The organism is Streptomyces sp. NBC_00872 (assembly GCF_045161915.1).
Taxonomy (GTDB): domain Bacteria; phylum Actinomycetota; class Actinomycetes; order Streptomycetales; family Streptomycetaceae; genus Streptomyces.
In genome coordinates, this window is record NZ_CP108806.1 from 8,275,398 (window position 1) to 8,289,642 (window position 14,245).

The window sequence follows — 14,245 nt, forward strand, 5'->3', positions numbered from 1 at the left end:
TCCGAGGTCGGTGCGAGGGGGGGATGATCTTCCGTCTGGCGTCCGGCCCGTCACGGGGCCGACGGTCTCAGCTAGCTCCTCTCGCCACGCCGCACGGGTGGACCGACCCCGGTGGCCGGTCCGTGTACCGCACATCGGGGCGCACCGGCCGCGAACCGCCGCCCCTCGACCAACCGCTTCGCTCGGTACACGAGTTGGTTCACTCGTGTCCCTCGCGTCATTCCGCTTCACGCTGTTGATGATGATTGGACAACTCTTCAACGCTGTCAATGGCGGCTCGGCGCATGGCAGTTGGGTGGACACGCGGGGTGATGTCCGAGCGGCGCGGCCCTTGCGTGACCTGTCTCGACGGTTCACCGACGGCAACTCTCCGCTGTCCGGGGCCGGACGCCTCACCCCGGAGCCGTGTCGTGCGCGGCGTCATGGAAATGCGGGACGCCATCCGTTCCGATTCCTCCCGGAAGCGGCACGGCTTGATCTCGGTTCGGGGAACGCCGGCCCGGATCGCGGAGTTCCGTACGAATGTACGGCCATGGCCCTGACTCCCCGTCCCTCCGCGCCCCGTCTGCCGCAGGACGGGCGGCTCCCGCATCGCTCGGACACCCGGGGCGACGGGTTCGAGGGCGGCTGCCTCAGTCTGCTGGTGCTGCTTCTGGAGATCCCCGTCGCGTTGCTGCTGGGCCTGGCGCTGATGCTGCGTGGCTGGGGACGGTCGAGCGAGTACATGAACTCCAAGGTGCGCACCGAGCCACCGCCGATGGACTGGGTGCCGACGCTCTGGTTCGGTGGATTCACGCTGGCCGTGCTGGTGATCGCCGTGGTCTTCCTTCGCACGGCGCATCCGTACGCGGGGTCGGTCCAGTTGCTGCTCGCGGCGTTGGCCTTGATCGTCACGGTCGCGACGTGGCCTGGCTCGTACGAGCGTGCTCATCCGGCTTCGCCGCCGTGTCCGGCGTGGGCCGGACCGTGCGCCCCGGTGGATCCCACTCGCCCGGCCCAGTGACGGATACCGCGTCCCGGACGGGAGCGCGCTCCGCTAGGCCATTCGAGATGGCCCGTCCCCGGGGCCACGGCGCCGGAGCCGGTGTTCCGGCGGCTGGGCTCGGGGCGGGTGGCGGGGCCGTGCCGGCTGTGCTCCTGTGTACGGACGGTGATCCGCGGGTGAGGGGAACTGCGGGACCGCGCCCGGGAGAGCAGTATTGAGCCACTGGCCATTGAGCCACTGGCCCGGAACACCAGGACCGCGTGGCCCGTATCGGGGCCCCTGGGAGAAAGGCAAGGAGCCATGACCACCGCACACGCTCCTCATACCGACCACCCGCACCACCACGGAGAGGGCTGCGGGCATGTCGCCGTGCCGCACGAGAGCCATGTCGACTACGAGCACGACGGCCATCTGCATCGCGTCCACGCGGACCATGTGGACGAGTGCGAGCACGCCGGACACACCGCTCACGGCGAGCACCCGCACCGCCACGGTGAGGGCTGCGGGCATGTAGCCGTGCCGCACGACGGGCATGTGGACTATGTCCACGACGGCCACCGGCACGCCGGCCACAACGGGCACTGGGACGACCACTGAGCCCAGGCCCGGGGAACCTGCCCACGATCCGAGGCGAGCCGCTCCCCGTACGCGCGGAGCGGCTCGCTCCGCGCGTACGGCCCCCGCGCCCGCCGGACTCTCCCGGTCTTCCTCGCCGGCGCGGCGCGTAACGGCTCCCGAAAAGGGAAATGAATGTCGCTTGTAAAGAGGACGGCGGGCCGATACGCCCGTACGAGGAGGGGACTCGTGAGTGCTCTGCCCAACCCGGAGCCTCTGTATCTGGAGCCACACACAGAGCCACGCCTGGCGGCGCTGCTCCAGGCGGAAGACTTCACACGCTCGCTCGTCGACGCGCTCGGGTCGCCCCTCGGCGTGGTGCTCCCCGATCAGATGGCCGACAACGCCGAACGCTTCCAGGCCATGTACCGGAAACACCGACTCGGCGGTCAGGTCTGGTTCGCACACAAGGCGAATCGTTCCTGCGCCTTGATGCGCCGGCTCGCCGCCACCGACACGGCCGTGGATGTCGCGTCGGTGGGCGAGTTACAGCACGCGCTCGGGGCGGGGTTCACCCCCGACCGGGTCATGGCCACCGGTCCCAAGAGCCCGGAGTTCCTGTGGCTCGCCGCCCGTACGGGAGTGACCGTCCATATCGACGGACGCGCGGAACTGGACGGCCTGGCGGAGATCGTCCGCTCGTACGCACTGCCCCGGGTACGGATCCTGCTGCGGCTCTCCGCGTTCGGGACATCCGGAGCGAAGGCACCCGGAGTGAGGGTGCTGAGCAGGACAAGCCGCTTCGGCACCCCGGTCGGGGACCTCGACGGCCTGGCGGAAGCCGTCGAACGGCACGCGGACGCTGTCGAACTCCTCGGTGTGGGCTTCCACCTGGACACCACCAGTGTGGCCGAGAAGGCCGTGGCGCTCGAAGGGTGCGTCAGGGCGATGGACACGCTGCGGGAGCGGGGTCTGAGACCGCGCGTCGTGGACATCGGGGGCGGCTACGGCGTCAACTACCTCGCGCACCAGGAGCAGTGGGAGCGGTACACGACCGAACTCACCAGGGCGGTCCTCGGCCGGCGGCCGGCCATGACCTGGCGCGGCCACGGATACGGCCTGCGCGACGAGGCGGGCACCCTGCGCGGGTCGCTCGCGCTCTATCCGGGACACCGTCCCGTCGCGGCCGAACGCTATCTCGACGGACTGCTCTCCACCCCCGCCGCGTCGTTCGGCGGGCGGACGCTGTCCACCGTGCTCCTGGAGAATCTGTACGACCTCTACACGGAGCCCGGCCGGGCCCTGGCCGACCAGTGCGGGCTGACCCTCGCCCGGGTCCTCGAAGTGCGGCGGACCGAGGCGGGGGAACCCCTCGTACGCCTGGCCGCCAAGGCCGACGACATAGGTCTTGAGGACCATGGAATCGTCATGGACCCTGTTGTCATCGGGCGTGACGGGGGCCGCGTGACCGACAGCGGCGGCGACGCGGTGGGGGTCTATCTTGCGGGCGGCCTCTGTCTGGAAGCCGATCTGATCTCGCGCAGGATGGTCTTCCTGCCTCGCCTCCCGAGCCCCGGCGATCTGCTGGGCTTTGTGAACACCGCCGGTTACTGCATGGACTTCCAGGCCAGCCGGGCACAGCACCTCCCCGTCGGACGGAAAGTGGCCGCGTGGCGGGACGGCGACGGCGACTGGCGATGGAGTCTCGACGAGCAGTACTGGCCGACGCTGTGCCAGGAGGGCAGGGCATGAGGTACGACAGCATCACCCAGGTCATCGGCAACACCCCGCTGGTACGCATCGATCCGGAGGTGCACGGCCTGCGGCACATCGACCTCTACGCCAAACTGGAGATGCTCAATCCCTTCGGTTCGGTCAAGGACCGGGCCGCGTGGAACATGGCACGCCCCGGCCTCGCCACCGCCGTGGAGCGAGGCAGTCAGCTCGTGGAACTGTCGAGCGGGAACACGGCGAAGGCGCTGTCGGTGATCGCCGGGATGCACGGACTGTCGTTCAAGAGTGTCACCAACCGCATGCGGATCCCGGAGATCAAGGATCTGCTGCTTCTGCTGGGCGCCGAGATCGAGGAACTGCCCGGACGGAGCGAATGTCTCGACCCGACCGACACCGAGGACCCGCTGACGCTCTTCCACCGCGCACTCTCCGACCCCGACAGCGCCTATCTGCACACGGACCAGTACTTCAACGCCCGTAACACCGAGGCACACGCTCTCGGAACCGGCCCGGAGATCGTGAAGGACCTGGACGGACGTGTACCGGACTGGTTCATCGCGTGTGTGGGCACCGCGGGCTCCTCCACCGGTGTCGCCAGGGCGCTGCGCGAGCACGATTCCCGGGTCAGGGTCGTCGGGCTGGTCGCGGACAAGTCGGACTTCATACCGGGGATCCGCACCATCGACGAAGTGCACGAGGTCGGTCTCTTCGATCCGGCGACCTACGACACGATGGAGACGGTCACCGCCGACGAGGCCATCGACGGGATGCTCACCCTGGCCCGCCGCTGCGGCATCCTCGCCGGACCCACCGGAGGGGCCGCCTATTTCGGGACGGTGCGCCAACTGCGGTCCGCCGATGCCGCGTTGGCCGACGGCGACGGGCGCCAGGTCGCCGTCTTCATCGTCTGCGACCGTATCGAGAGCTATCTCAGCTACGTGAAACAGCGCCGTCCCGAACTGATCGGTCTCCCCGCCCGCAAGAACTCACTTCTGGATGTGTCCGCCGCCGAGATCGCGGCCGCCGCGACCATCGGAGCGCGCGAGGCGCGGGAGTGGATCGCGCGCGAGCGGCCCCTGGTGATCGATCTGCGCGGCCCGTCCGCGTATGCCGCGCTCCATATCGAGGGCGCGGTCAACATCACCGACGAGCTGTTCGCCGAGCTCGTCCGGGGCGGTCTGCCGTTCAGCGGGCGCAAGCCGGTCCTGCTGACCTGTCCCGTCGGCGACAGATCCGCGCGGTACGCGGCGCTGCTCACCCGGATGGGACACTCCGACGCACGCAGCCTGGACGGCGGGATCATCGCCTGGCGCGATGCCGGCGCGCCTCTGGTCAGGGAGTGACGCGATGAGCGGGACGATTCCCCGCGGCCATGCCGAGGCCGCCTTTCCGGACGATCTGATCCCCTGGCAGCGTCCGCTGCGCGCCATGTTCCCCATCATCACGGGACATCCGGATCTGGTCTATCTGGACAGCGCGGCGACGGCCCAGAAGCCGCGGGCCGTACTACAGGCCGTCGAGACCTATCTGACCACCGCCAACGCCAACGCCGGGCGCGGAACCTACCCCTGGGCCAACGCCTCTACCGAACTGGTGGAGCGGACCCGTGAGCGGATCAAGTCCTTCCTCTCCGACCCCGCCCCCGAGCGGTCCACCGTCCACTTCACCAGCGGCACCACCGAGGGGCTGCGCACCGTCGCACAGGACTGGCTGCCCGCCTACCTCACGGACGGGGACGAGATCGTCGTACCGTTCGCGGACCACCAGGCGAATCTGGTCCCGTGGCTGGACGCCCGGAAACTGCTGGCCGCCCGGGGGATCGGGATACGGATACGGGAGATGCCGTACCAGACCTCCTCGGGCGACTACGATCCGGCCGCGCTGGCCGCGACGGTCGGCCCCAGGACCCGTTTCGTCGCGGCGACCCATGTGCACCATGTGTACGGCGCGGACATGAACGTCCAGCGCATCCGCGCGGCCGTCGGGCCGGATGTGCCGATCTGTCTCGACGCCGCTCAGAGCGTGGGTCATCTGCCGGTCTCCGTCGCCGCCCTCGATGTCGACTTCGTCGCGTTCTCCGGACACAAGGCCCTGGCGCTGCCGGGTTCCGGTGCCGTCTGGGCCCGGCAGACGCGCGGGCCCCGGTTCGTCCCCGGCGGCTGGAGCGGCACACCCAACACCACGGGTGTCGCGGCCCTCGCGGCGGCCCTCGACTGGTTGGGGGAGGCCGGCACGGACCGGATCGAGCGCTGGACGACCGCCCTCGCGCTGCGGCTGACCGACGGGCTGCGGCATCTCGGCGCCTACGAGATCCTCGGCTGCCAGCGGAGTCTGGCGCTGGACAGCCGGGTGCAGCACCGGTGCGGCATCGTGACGTTCCGGCATCACGGCATCGGCGCGAGCGATCTGGGTTTCATCCTCTTCAGCCATGGCTTCATGGTGCGCACCGACGGCCACTGCCAGGGCGGCGCCGGGGAGAAGACCAGTTCGGTGCGGGTGAGCACGCATGTGTACAACACGCCCGAGGAAATCGACCGGCTGCTCGCCGTGCTCGCCACGCTGGAGTGAAGCTCACCCATCGGAGGAGAATGGGAACCGTTTTCAGATGTAGATTTGGCGATGTCGGTCGGACGCGGGGACAAGCGAGACAGTGAGGGCGGCACGGTCACATGGGTCTGAGCATGGCGACAACCGAATCGTGGGTGCGGCGATGGGAGCGGCAGCAGCAGCGGTACGCGGTCGACCGCGAGGAGCGGTTCAGGGTGATCGCCGATGTGGTGGAGCAGGTGACGGAGGGACGGCCGCGCCCGCGGATCCTCGATCTCGGCTGTGGCCCGGGGTCGTTGGCGGCCCGGCTGGCCGCCCGGCTGCGGCGGGCGGAGATCGTGGCGGTCGACATGGATCCGCTGCTGCTGGAACTGGCCCGTACCCACCACGCGGACGCCGCCCGCTATGTCGACGCGGAGATCGGGGCGGACGGCTGGACACGGGCCCTGGCGCTGGAAGAGCCCCTGGACGCGGCCGTCTCGACCACCGCGCTGCACTATCTCCCCGAGGCCGCCCTCAGCCGTACCTACACGGAGCTGGCCCGGCTGACGCGCCCCGGCGGAGTCCTCGTCAACGCCGACCACCTGCCCCACGACGAGGCCGGGCACTCCCGGATCGCCGCGCACGTCGGCCGCTGCCGGGCCCGGCGCCGGCGGGCGTTCGCCCACGAGGACTGGGAGTCCTGGTGGACGGCGGCGGCCCGGGAACCGGAGTTCGCGGACCTGCTGACCGAACGCGCCCGCCGTGGCCCGATCACCGGCGCCGGCGAAGAGATCTCCCTGTCCCGCCATACGGAACTGCTGCACCGGGCCGGGTTCGAACATGCCGCACCCGTCTGGCAGTTCGGCCAGAGCTATGTACTGGTCGCGATCCGGTGAGGATGACGCCGGGCCCCGGTTGGTTCGGCCGTCGCGGTGGTCCCCGGCTCTTGGCCGGAACCCGCGTGTGATCCCACGAGGGAGCACACGACGATGGAGCACAGCGCACGCGCACACGCGCACGGCAACCGGCGGACGCCGCGCACCGGTGCCGCCCGGATCGGATGGAGGTGGGCGCCCATGGAACTGGGTGTCACGGGGCTGAACGCCAAGGCCACACTGGGACCCGTGGAGACGGTCCGGCTGGCCCGGCTGGCGGAGGAGCTGGGGTACCGGTCGTGGTGGGCCGGTGAGCATGTCGTACTCCCCAGCCCACGGGTACCGGCCGCGCCGATGGAGCCGACGGATCCGATCCTCGATCCGCTGGTGCATCTCGCCTATGTCGCGGCCGTCACTGAACGGCTGGAGCTCGGCACCGGGATCGTCATCCTGCCGCAGCGCAATCCGCTGGTACTCGCCAAACAGGTCGCGAGCCTCGATGTGCTCAGCGGCGGCCGGCTGCTGCTGGGGATCGGTGCCGGATATCTCGAACCGGAGATGACCGCCGTCGGGGTGCCCTACGCGGAACGCGGCAGACGCACCGACGAGTATCTGGAGGCGATGCGGGCGCTGTGGACCCGGCCCGCGCCGTCCTACCAGGGCCGGTACGTGTCCTTCGACGGCGTCGACGCGCACCCGAGGCCGGTCGGGGAGGACGGACCGAGAATCGTGATCGGCGGCCACAGCCCGGCCGCCTTCCGGCGGGCGGTCGTCCACGGCCACGGATGGTTCGGCAACGGAGACGGTCCGGACGATCTCGTCAGACATCTCGACGGGCTGCGGAAGGCCGCCGCCGAGGTCGAACGCCCCGAGCGGCTGGGCCGGTTGGAGATCACCTTCATGCAGCTCTCCCCGGTGGACGCCGGCACGGCACGGCGGTACGCCGACCTGGGCGTCGACCGGCTGGTGGTCTACCCGCTCCCGCTGGAGGACCCGGCGGAAGTGGCCGCGTTCCTGGAACGGCACGCCGAACTGCCCCACTGAGGCCGTCCGGCACACCGTCGTCGAGCCGGCGCCCGTCCCCCGGCCGGGCGGTAACCGCCCGGCCGGGAGCAGACCTGCCGGACCGTCAGTAGTCCTTCGGGATCGCTGAGTTGAGCGCGCCACGGCGCTCCGCGAGGTTGCCCGCGTTCAGCCCCTCCGCCGCCTCGGGGGCGTAGTGCGCGACGATCTCGCGGAAGCCGTCCAGCGTACGCTCGTCCATGACCTCGGCGCCGGGCGAGGCGACGGGGACCGTCAGATAGCTGCGCACACGCCCGAGGTCGTGCGCGTGGCGGCTCATGTCCACGGCGTAGCGGTTCACCAGCATCCGCGTCTCCGGGTCCGGGTGGGAGATCTCGTTGGCGAGCGTCTCGAAGCCGAGGTTGAGGAAGTGGTCGGGCTCGTCGAGCAGCCGCTGATGAGCGGCGGAGCCCTTCCAGCCCGCGCGGTTCCAGTTGGCGTTGCCGGGGATCTCGTTCTTCGCGGGGAAGCCGCGGTACTCGGAGGTCGGGAAGGTCTCCAGCAGCAGACCGCACAGATCGCGTGTCTCGGCGAGCGTCTCCGCGGTCTCCTCGGGAACGCCGAACACATAGAGGATCTCCGGGACCAGACCGTTCTCCTCCATGTGCTGGAAGGCCGTGATGAGATCGGAGCGCAGGGTGTCGGCGTGCTTGCGCATCGCGCGCAGCACCTCGACGGAGGCCGCGCCGTCGGCACCGAAGCCGAAGCGGTCGAAGCCCGCGCGCAGCACCAGATCGCGTACCTGGTCCGAGACCATCGCGGCGTTGTAGGAGTCGGCCCGGGTGAGCGCGTGCAGTCCGATGTCCAGACCCGGGTGCCGCTCCTTGAGCTCGATGACGGATTCGAGCTGCGCGGTGAGCTGCTCCATGTCGCCGCCGGGCAGGGCCTGCTGGAAGAAGTCCAGCGAGGTGCAGTACAGGTTCAGCGAGGAGACCCCGAAGCGTCCGGCGAGCCGGCAGGCGAGGTCGAGATGGGCCCGGACGTTGAAGAAGGTCTCGCGCTTGCGCGTCTGTGCCCCGCAGAAGCTGCACCCGAACATACAGCCCTGGCTGAACGGCAGAGTCATCTCATGCGCGAGATAGACACGCAGGTCGGACTCGGGGAGCTTGTCGAGCTGACGCTCCAGATCGATGTCCATGGCCCCGGGCAGCGCGGACAGCGCCTGCCGGTCGGTCTTGTGCGAGCCGGGAAAGATCCGTCCGAACTCCTCACGGGAGAGCCGCTCTATGCCCTGCCCGCCGACATGCACGCGATCGGCCGGCAGTCCGCGGACGACGGTGAGATAGCGGTGGACATGGGTCGCCGGGGCGATGTTCTGGGCGCCCATGACCGCGATACCGAAGGAGTCGTACTCCTCCAGGTCCGGGGTGTCGCGCAGATCGTGGAGCTGGCAGTCGAAGAGCGTCGGCTCGGCCAGCCCGTGACGCTCCAGCAGCTCCGCCGCGTAGAGCGGGGCGACCGGCAGGAACGGAAGCCGGTCCGGGGCGAAGGGAGTGTCCTCGCGGGCCAGGTAGTTGTCGTGCACATAAGGCGGGTGGATCATCAGGGTCCGGCCTCTCGGCACGCGTAAGTCGCCGCGCGGGGCCGGGGTGCGTAAGAGGATGTTCATGCGCGCAGAGGCCATGTCTACCTTCCAGGGTGGGCCGGTACCTTGGATACGGCTCACGGGGCGGCAGCGGGCCCTGACTGACCTCAGTGCCGTATGCCCATCCAATCGATAGTCCGTGCGGGCGGTGAGGTTCGTACAGAAGCCTTTCGGCCAACGGGAAAACGGGTTCCCGGTCGCTCCTCCCGCCGAGGAACGTACGCCGTACGCCCCGCCGGTCGCGGCCGGTGAGTACGGAGGTCGTTCCCCGCGCCAGTCCTGATCACGCCGAAATGCCGAGGGGGCCTGTCGCGGCGGACAGGAACCGGCGGCCGGGAGCGGTGGCTGCGGAGCGTACAGGCGTCGGGCGGTCGTGTTCCCCTGTGCCGGCACGCCGGTTCGCGGACCGGCGGACAGGACCCTGACTTCCTTCCGATGGCGCGCACCGGGTCGATGCCTGTCGATGAATGACGTGTCACCGGGCGGCACCCGGCACGGCACAGGCGTCACCCGCGGCGGCCGGTCACCGGCGGAGCCCGCGTCGGCGGCACCGTGACGGTCACTCACCGTGCGCCTTCCGGGCGGGAATCACCGCCCGCGCGTCCGTCCGCGCCGCGGGTGCCGTACGGGCCCCCGCCTGCGGAGCGATGCCCTTGAGCCAGGCGTCTGGCCATTTTGTTAAAGGTGTTGACGAATTACTTACGGTGGGCCACCATCGCAGCACTTTCCGCAGTGCCCGACCGGCGGTGCCCGACCCGCACCCGCCTGCCACAGCCCGTACCCCGCACTTGCCACAGCCCGTACAGGAAGAGCGACGCATGTCGACCCGTACCGCACCGCTGTCCGTGCACAATCCAGGAACAGGCGAGCACCTCGGCGATATCGAGGACTTCACCTCCGACCGTATCGTCGCCGCACTCGCCGCCGCGGCGCGCGGGCAGCGCGCCATGGCCGCCATGCCCGCTTACGACCGCGCCCGGCTGCTGCTGCGCGCGGCCGATCTGATCGAGGCCGAGGCCGGGGAGCTGGCCCGGCTCCTCGCCGCCGAGAACGGCAAGCCGCTCTTCCAGACGACCGAGGAGGTCGCAGCGGCGATACGGATCTTCCGGGGCTTCGCCGGGGAGGCGACCCGGCTGTTCGGACGGCAGATCCCGCTCGGCGCCGTCCCCGGTCTGGAGCGCCATCTCGCCGTCACGGTCCGGGAACCGCTCGGCCCGGTCGCCGCGCTGGTGCCCTTCAACTACCCCGTCGAGCTGTACGCCCACAAGGCCGCCGCCGCGCTCGCCGCGGGCAACGCCGTCCTGGTCCACCCGCCGGTACGCTGCCCGCTCACCCTGTTACGGATCGGTGCGCTCGTGGAACGGGCCGGTGTTCCGGAGGGCGCCCACCAGATGCTCACCGGCGGCGTCCAGGTCTCCCAGGAGCTGGCCACCCGCCCCGGCACGGCCGCCGTCAGCCTCACCGGCAGCACCCTCGCGGGACGTGAGATCGCCCGCCGCGCCGCCGACACCCTGAAGAAGGTCCATCTCGAACTCGGCGGCAACGACGCGCTGATCGTCTGCGACGACGCCGATGTCGAGGAGGCCGCCAACGCGGTCGTCCTCGGCCGGCTCGCCCGTGGCAACGGACAGATCTGCTGCGCGGTGAAACGGGTCTACGTCCAGGACGGTGTCCATGACGCCTTTGTGGACGCCCTGCTGGCGGGCGCCGCCAAGCTCACCGTCGGCGACCAGCTCGCCGACGGCACCGATGTCGGACCGCTGATCAGCGAGCAGGCGGCGGAGCGGGTGGAGGCCGCGGTCGCGGCCCTTGTCTCGGACGGCGCGCGCAAGGTGGCGGGAGGCCCCCGCCGCGGCGCCTTCAGCACCCCGGCCGTCCTGGTCGACGTACCGCGCGACAGCCCCGCGCTCGCCGAGGAGATCTTCGGCCCGGTCGCGCCGGTCGCCCGGTTCACCGATCCGCTGGACGCCGTACGGATGGCCAACGAGTCCCCGTACGGACTCCAGGCGGCCGTCTTCACCCGGGACATCCAGCGCGCCTTCACCCTCGCCCACCGGCTCGACGTCGGCGGTGTGATCATCAACGGCTCCACCGCGCTGCGCGCCGAGAACCTCCCCTTCGGCGGCCCCAGGGACACCGGAGGCTCCGCCGAGGGCCTGCACGACACGGCCCTGGAGTTCACCCGGCAGAAGACCGTCGTCGTGATGGAGGCCCTCGGGTGAGCAGCACCGCCCGGACCGCTCTGGAGATTCGCGGGGTGCGCAAGGCGTACGGCTCCACCGAGGTACTGCACGGCGTGGATCTGACCGGACGGGCCGGTGACGTGCTCGCCGTGGTCGGCGCCAACGGAGCCGGCAAGTCCACGCTGATCAAGATCCTGGCGGGCGCGGAACCGATGAGCGCCGGTGAACTCCGGCTCGGCGGTGAGCGCGTCGAACTGCGCTCACCGCACGACGCGCACGCGCACGGCATCCGTACCGTCCATCAGGAACTGACGCTCGTACCGGAGCTGTCGGTCACCGAGAACCTCCTCATGGGCCACTTCCCCCGGCGGTTCGGCGGTCTCATCGACTGGCGGGCGGCCCATGCGCGCGCCCGCGATCTGCTGGAGTCCATCGGCTACGGCGCGATCGACCCGCGGACCAGGGCGGGCCGGCTCACCGTGGCCAGACAGCAGATGGTGGAGATAGCCAAGGCGCTGGTGAGCGAGGGCGGCGAGCCGAGGGTCCTGGTGCTCGACGAGCCCTCGGCGGTGCTCGCGGGCAGCGATCTGGAGGCGCTCTTCGCACTGATCCGCCGGCTCCAGCGGCGCGGTGTGCTGATCGTGTACGTCTCGCACCGGCTCGCCGAGGTGACGGAACTGGCCACCTCCATCGTGGTGATCAAGGACGGCCGGGTCGTCGCCGAGACCGTGCCCGAGCGCACCGACGAGAACGAACTCATCCGGCTGATGGCGGGCAGGGGGCCCGGCCGGCTCTATCCCGCCCGGCGCCCCGACCCCGGTGAGCCGCTGCTCACGGTCTCCGGACTGCACCGCCCGGGGGAGTTCCGGGACATCTCGTTCACCCTGCGGGCGGGCGAGATCACCGGACTGTTCGGACTGGTCGGCTCCGGCCGCAGCGAACTGGCGCGCTGTGTCTTCGGCGCCGAGCCCGCCCACGCGGGAAGCGTCACCACATCCGGCGGCGTCACGTCCGCGGATGTCACCGCGTCCGGAAGCGTCACGTCCGGCGGCGTCGGTGTGTCCGGGGACGGACGTACGTCCGGGGGTACGTCCGAAGGCCTCGGCGCACCGGACGGTGCCCGGCGCTTCCGCTCCCCGCGCGAGGCGATCGCCGCCGGGCTCGCCCTGGTCACCGAGGACCGCAAGCGCACCGGTCTGGTCCTCGGCCTGACCACCGCGGAGAACATCGGGCTCACCACGCTCCGTACCACCACCCGCGGCCCGCTGCTGGACACGGGCAGACGGCGGCGCGATGTCACCGCGATGGTCGAGCGGCTGGACATCCGGCCCGCGCACTGCGCCAAGCTGCCCGTACGTACCCTCAGCGGCGGCAATCAGCAGAAGGCCGTGCTCGCCAAATGGCTGCTCACCGGGCCGCGCGTACTGCTGCTCGACGAGCCCACCCGGGGCGTGGACATGGCCACCCGCGCGGAGATCTACCGGATGCTCGACGAACTCTCCCGCGCCGGAATGGCCGTTCTGCTCATCTCCTCCGATCTGACGGAGGTGCTCGGCGCCACCGACCGGGTGCTGGTGATGCGTGAGGGGCGCCTCACCGCGGACCTCCCCTCTGACCGTACGACCGAGGACACCGTCCTCGCCCACGCGATCGGACACACCGCATGACCGACCAACTGACCACCTCCGCCCAGCCCGCGGAGCCGGCCGACTCCGGCGGGCCCGCTCCGGCCGGCCGCCGGCCGCCCCGGCTGCCCCGGCTGGTCGTCGCCGGACGCGATCTCACCCTGGAGGCCGGGTTCGCCGTACTGCTCGTGGCGTTCGTCGCGATCGCCGGCTCGACCACGGACGCCTTTCTCACCGAGGGCAATCTCACCAATCTGCTCAAGCAGATGGTCACCACGGGACTGCTGGCCTTCGGCATGCTCACCGTGATCCTCACCGGCGGCATCGATCTCTCGGTCGGCTCCGTGGTCGCCTTCTCCGGCATCGTCGCCGCGGGGCTCTCGGCGGGGCTGCCGGTCCCGCTCGCGATGCTGATCGGTCTGGCCGCCGGGGCGGGCTTCGGCCTGGTCAACGGGGCGCTGATCGCCCGCTTCCAACTGGCGCCGTTCGTGGTGACACTGGCGGCGCTCACCACCATCAGAGGGCTGGCCTTCGTCTACTCGGAGACACCCGTCGCGCCCGAGAAGGAAGGCTTCTTCGAACTGGGCTCGGCGGTGCTCGGCCCGCTTCCCGTCTCGACCCTGATCATGCTGGCGGTCTTCCTGGTCGGCGGGATCTTCCTCAGCCGCACTCCGGCGGGCCGCTCGCTGGTGGCGATCGGCGGCAGCGCCGAGACCGTACGGCTGGCCGGTATCGGTGTCCGCCGCCATATCGTGCTCGCCTATACGATCAGCGGCGCCTGCGCGGGACTCGCGGGCGTCATCCTCGCCAGCCGGGTCGGTATCGCCCAGCCCAGCGTCGGTACCGCCTTCGAACTCGACGCGATCGCGGCCTGTGTGATCGGCGGGGCCAGTCTGGCCGGCGGCAAGGGGTCGGTACGGGCCACCTTCGCCGGAGTGCTCGTTCTGGCGCTGATCAACAATCTGCTCAACCTGTACGACGTGCAGAGCTTCTGGCAGCAGGTGCTCAAGGGCCTGATCATCGTCGCCGTGATTCTCGTACAGCGCACCGGACGGTCCCGTACGGCCGGCGCACCGAACCCCGTGGACCCCGGAAAGGCAAGACTGTCATGA

At 70.4% G+C, this 14,245-nt stretch carries 11 protein-coding genes; 10 read left to right on the forward strand and 1 reads right to left on the reverse strand.

Features of this window, described 5'->3' with window-relative positions; translation table 11 throughout:
* Positions 1–532: 532 nt before the first annotated feature.
* The 7 genes from OG214_RS35335 to OG214_RS35365 all read left to right on the forward strand — a co-directional run bounded on the left by OG214_RS35335 (position 533) and on the right by OG214_RS35365 (position 7,722).
* Complete coding sequence (locus tag OG214_RS35335; RefSeq protein WP_405987063.1) at positions 533–1,003, forward strand: DUF6234 family protein; 471 nt, start codon at positions 533–535, stop codon at positions 1,001–1,003.
* Between the two features lie 282 nt (positions 1,004–1,285).
* Positions 1,286–1,582 (forward strand): hypothetical protein, encoded by a 297-nt coding sequence (locus tag OG214_RS35340; protein ID WP_363086293.1) that lies wholly within the window; start codon positions 1,286–1,288, stop codon positions 1,580–1,582.
* A 216-nt stretch (positions 1,583–1,798) separates the two neighbouring features.
* Complete coding sequence (locus OG214_RS35345; RefSeq protein ID WP_405987700.1) at positions 1,799–3,292, forward strand: Y4yA family PLP-dependent enzyme; 1,494 nt, start codon at positions 1,799–1,801, stop codon at positions 3,290–3,292.
* Entirely contained in the window at positions 3,289–4,617 is a 1,329-nt protein-coding gene (locus tag OG214_RS35350; RefSeq protein ID WP_405987064.1) for a pyridoxal-phosphate dependent enzyme, read from the forward strand. Before OG214_RS35345 ends, OG214_RS35350 begins: the two co-directional genes overlap by 4 nt.
* A gap of 4 nt (positions 4,618–4,621) precedes the next feature.
* Entirely contained in the window at positions 4,622–5,842 is a 1,221-nt protein-coding gene (locus OG214_RS35355; RefSeq protein WP_405987065.1) for an aminotransferase class V-fold PLP-dependent enzyme, read from the forward strand.
* Between the two features lie 101 nt (positions 5,843–5,943).
* Positions 5,944–6,699 carry a class I SAM-dependent methyltransferase gene (locus tag OG214_RS35360; protein ID WP_405987066.1) on the forward strand — a complete coding sequence of 252 codons (756 nt, stop codon included), beginning with the start codon at positions 5,944–5,946 and terminating at the stop codon, positions 6,697–6,699.
* Between the two features lie 180 nt (positions 6,700–6,879).
* Entirely contained in the window at positions 6,880–7,722 is an 843-nt protein-coding gene (locus OG214_RS35365; protein WP_405987067.1) for an LLM class F420-dependent oxidoreductase, read from the forward strand.
* 85 nt (positions 7,723–7,807) lie between these two features.
* Here the strand turns inward: OG214_RS35365 and OG214_RS35370 are convergent, their stop codons facing one another.
* Positions 7,808–9,283, reverse strand: coding sequence for a hypothetical protein (locus tag OG214_RS35370; RefSeq protein WP_405987068.1), 1,476 nt, complete (start codon positions 9,281–9,283; stop codon positions 7,808–7,810).
* Between the two features lie 860 nt (positions 9,284–10,143).
* Between OG214_RS35370 and OG214_RS35375 the strand changes: the two genes are divergently transcribed.
* The 3 genes from OG214_RS35375 to OG214_RS35385 are packed head-to-tail and all read left to right on the forward strand — an operon-like array spanning position 10,144 to position 14,245.
* Positions 10,144–11,547: an aldehyde dehydrogenase family protein gene (locus tag OG214_RS35375; RefSeq protein WP_405987069.1), complete on the forward strand. Its 1,404-nt coding sequence runs from the start codon at positions 10,144–10,146 to the stop codon at positions 11,545–11,547.
* The gene (locus tag OG214_RS35380; protein WP_405987070.1) at positions 11,544–13,175 is read left to right on the forward strand and encodes a sugar ABC transporter ATP-binding protein; all 1,632 of its coding nucleotides are present in this window, start codon (positions 11,544–11,546) and stop codon (positions 13,173–13,175) included. The genes OG214_RS35375 and OG214_RS35380 overlap by 4 nt, the downstream gene beginning before the upstream one ends.
* Positions 13,172–14,245 (forward strand): ABC transporter permease, encoded by a 1,074-nt coding sequence (locus OG214_RS35385; RefSeq protein WP_363085672.1) that lies wholly within the window; start codon positions 13,172–13,174, stop codon positions 14,243–14,245. The genes OG214_RS35380 and OG214_RS35385 overlap by 4 nt, the downstream gene beginning before the upstream one ends.

Coding starts and splice junctions, on each gene's coding strand:
- OG214_RS35335 (WP_405987063.1), top strand. CDS start 533: ATGGCCCTGACTCCCCGTCCCTCCGCGCCCCGTCTGCCGCAGGACGGG.
- OG214_RS35365 (WP_405987067.1), top strand. CDS start 6,880: ATGGAACTGGGTGTCACGGGGCTGAACGCCAAGGCCACACTGGGACCC.
- OG214_RS35385 (WP_363085672.1), top strand. CDS start 13,172: ATGACCGACCAACTGACCACCTCCGCCCAGCCCGCGGAGCCGGCCGAC.
- OG214_RS35340 (WP_363086293.1), top strand. CDS start 1,286: ATGACCACCGCACACGCTCCTCATACCGACCACCCGCACCACCACGGA.
- OG214_RS35360 (WP_405987066.1), top strand. CDS start 5,944: ATGGGTCTGAGCATGGCGACAACCGAATCGTGGGTGCGGCGATGGGAG.
- OG214_RS35350 (WP_405987064.1), top strand. CDS start 3,289: ATGAGGTACGACAGCATCACCCAGGTCATCGGCAACACCCCGCTGGTA.
- OG214_RS35355 (WP_405987065.1), top strand. CDS start 4,622: ATGAGCGGGACGATTCCCCGCGGCCATGCCGAGGCCGCCTTTCCGGAC.
- OG214_RS35370 (WP_405987068.1), bottom strand. CDS start 9,283: ATGATCCACCCGCCTTATGTGCACGACAACTACCTGGCCCGCGAGGAC.
- OG214_RS35375 (WP_405987069.1), top strand. CDS start 10,144: ATGTCGACCCGTACCGCACCGCTGTCCGTGCACAATCCAGGAACAGGC.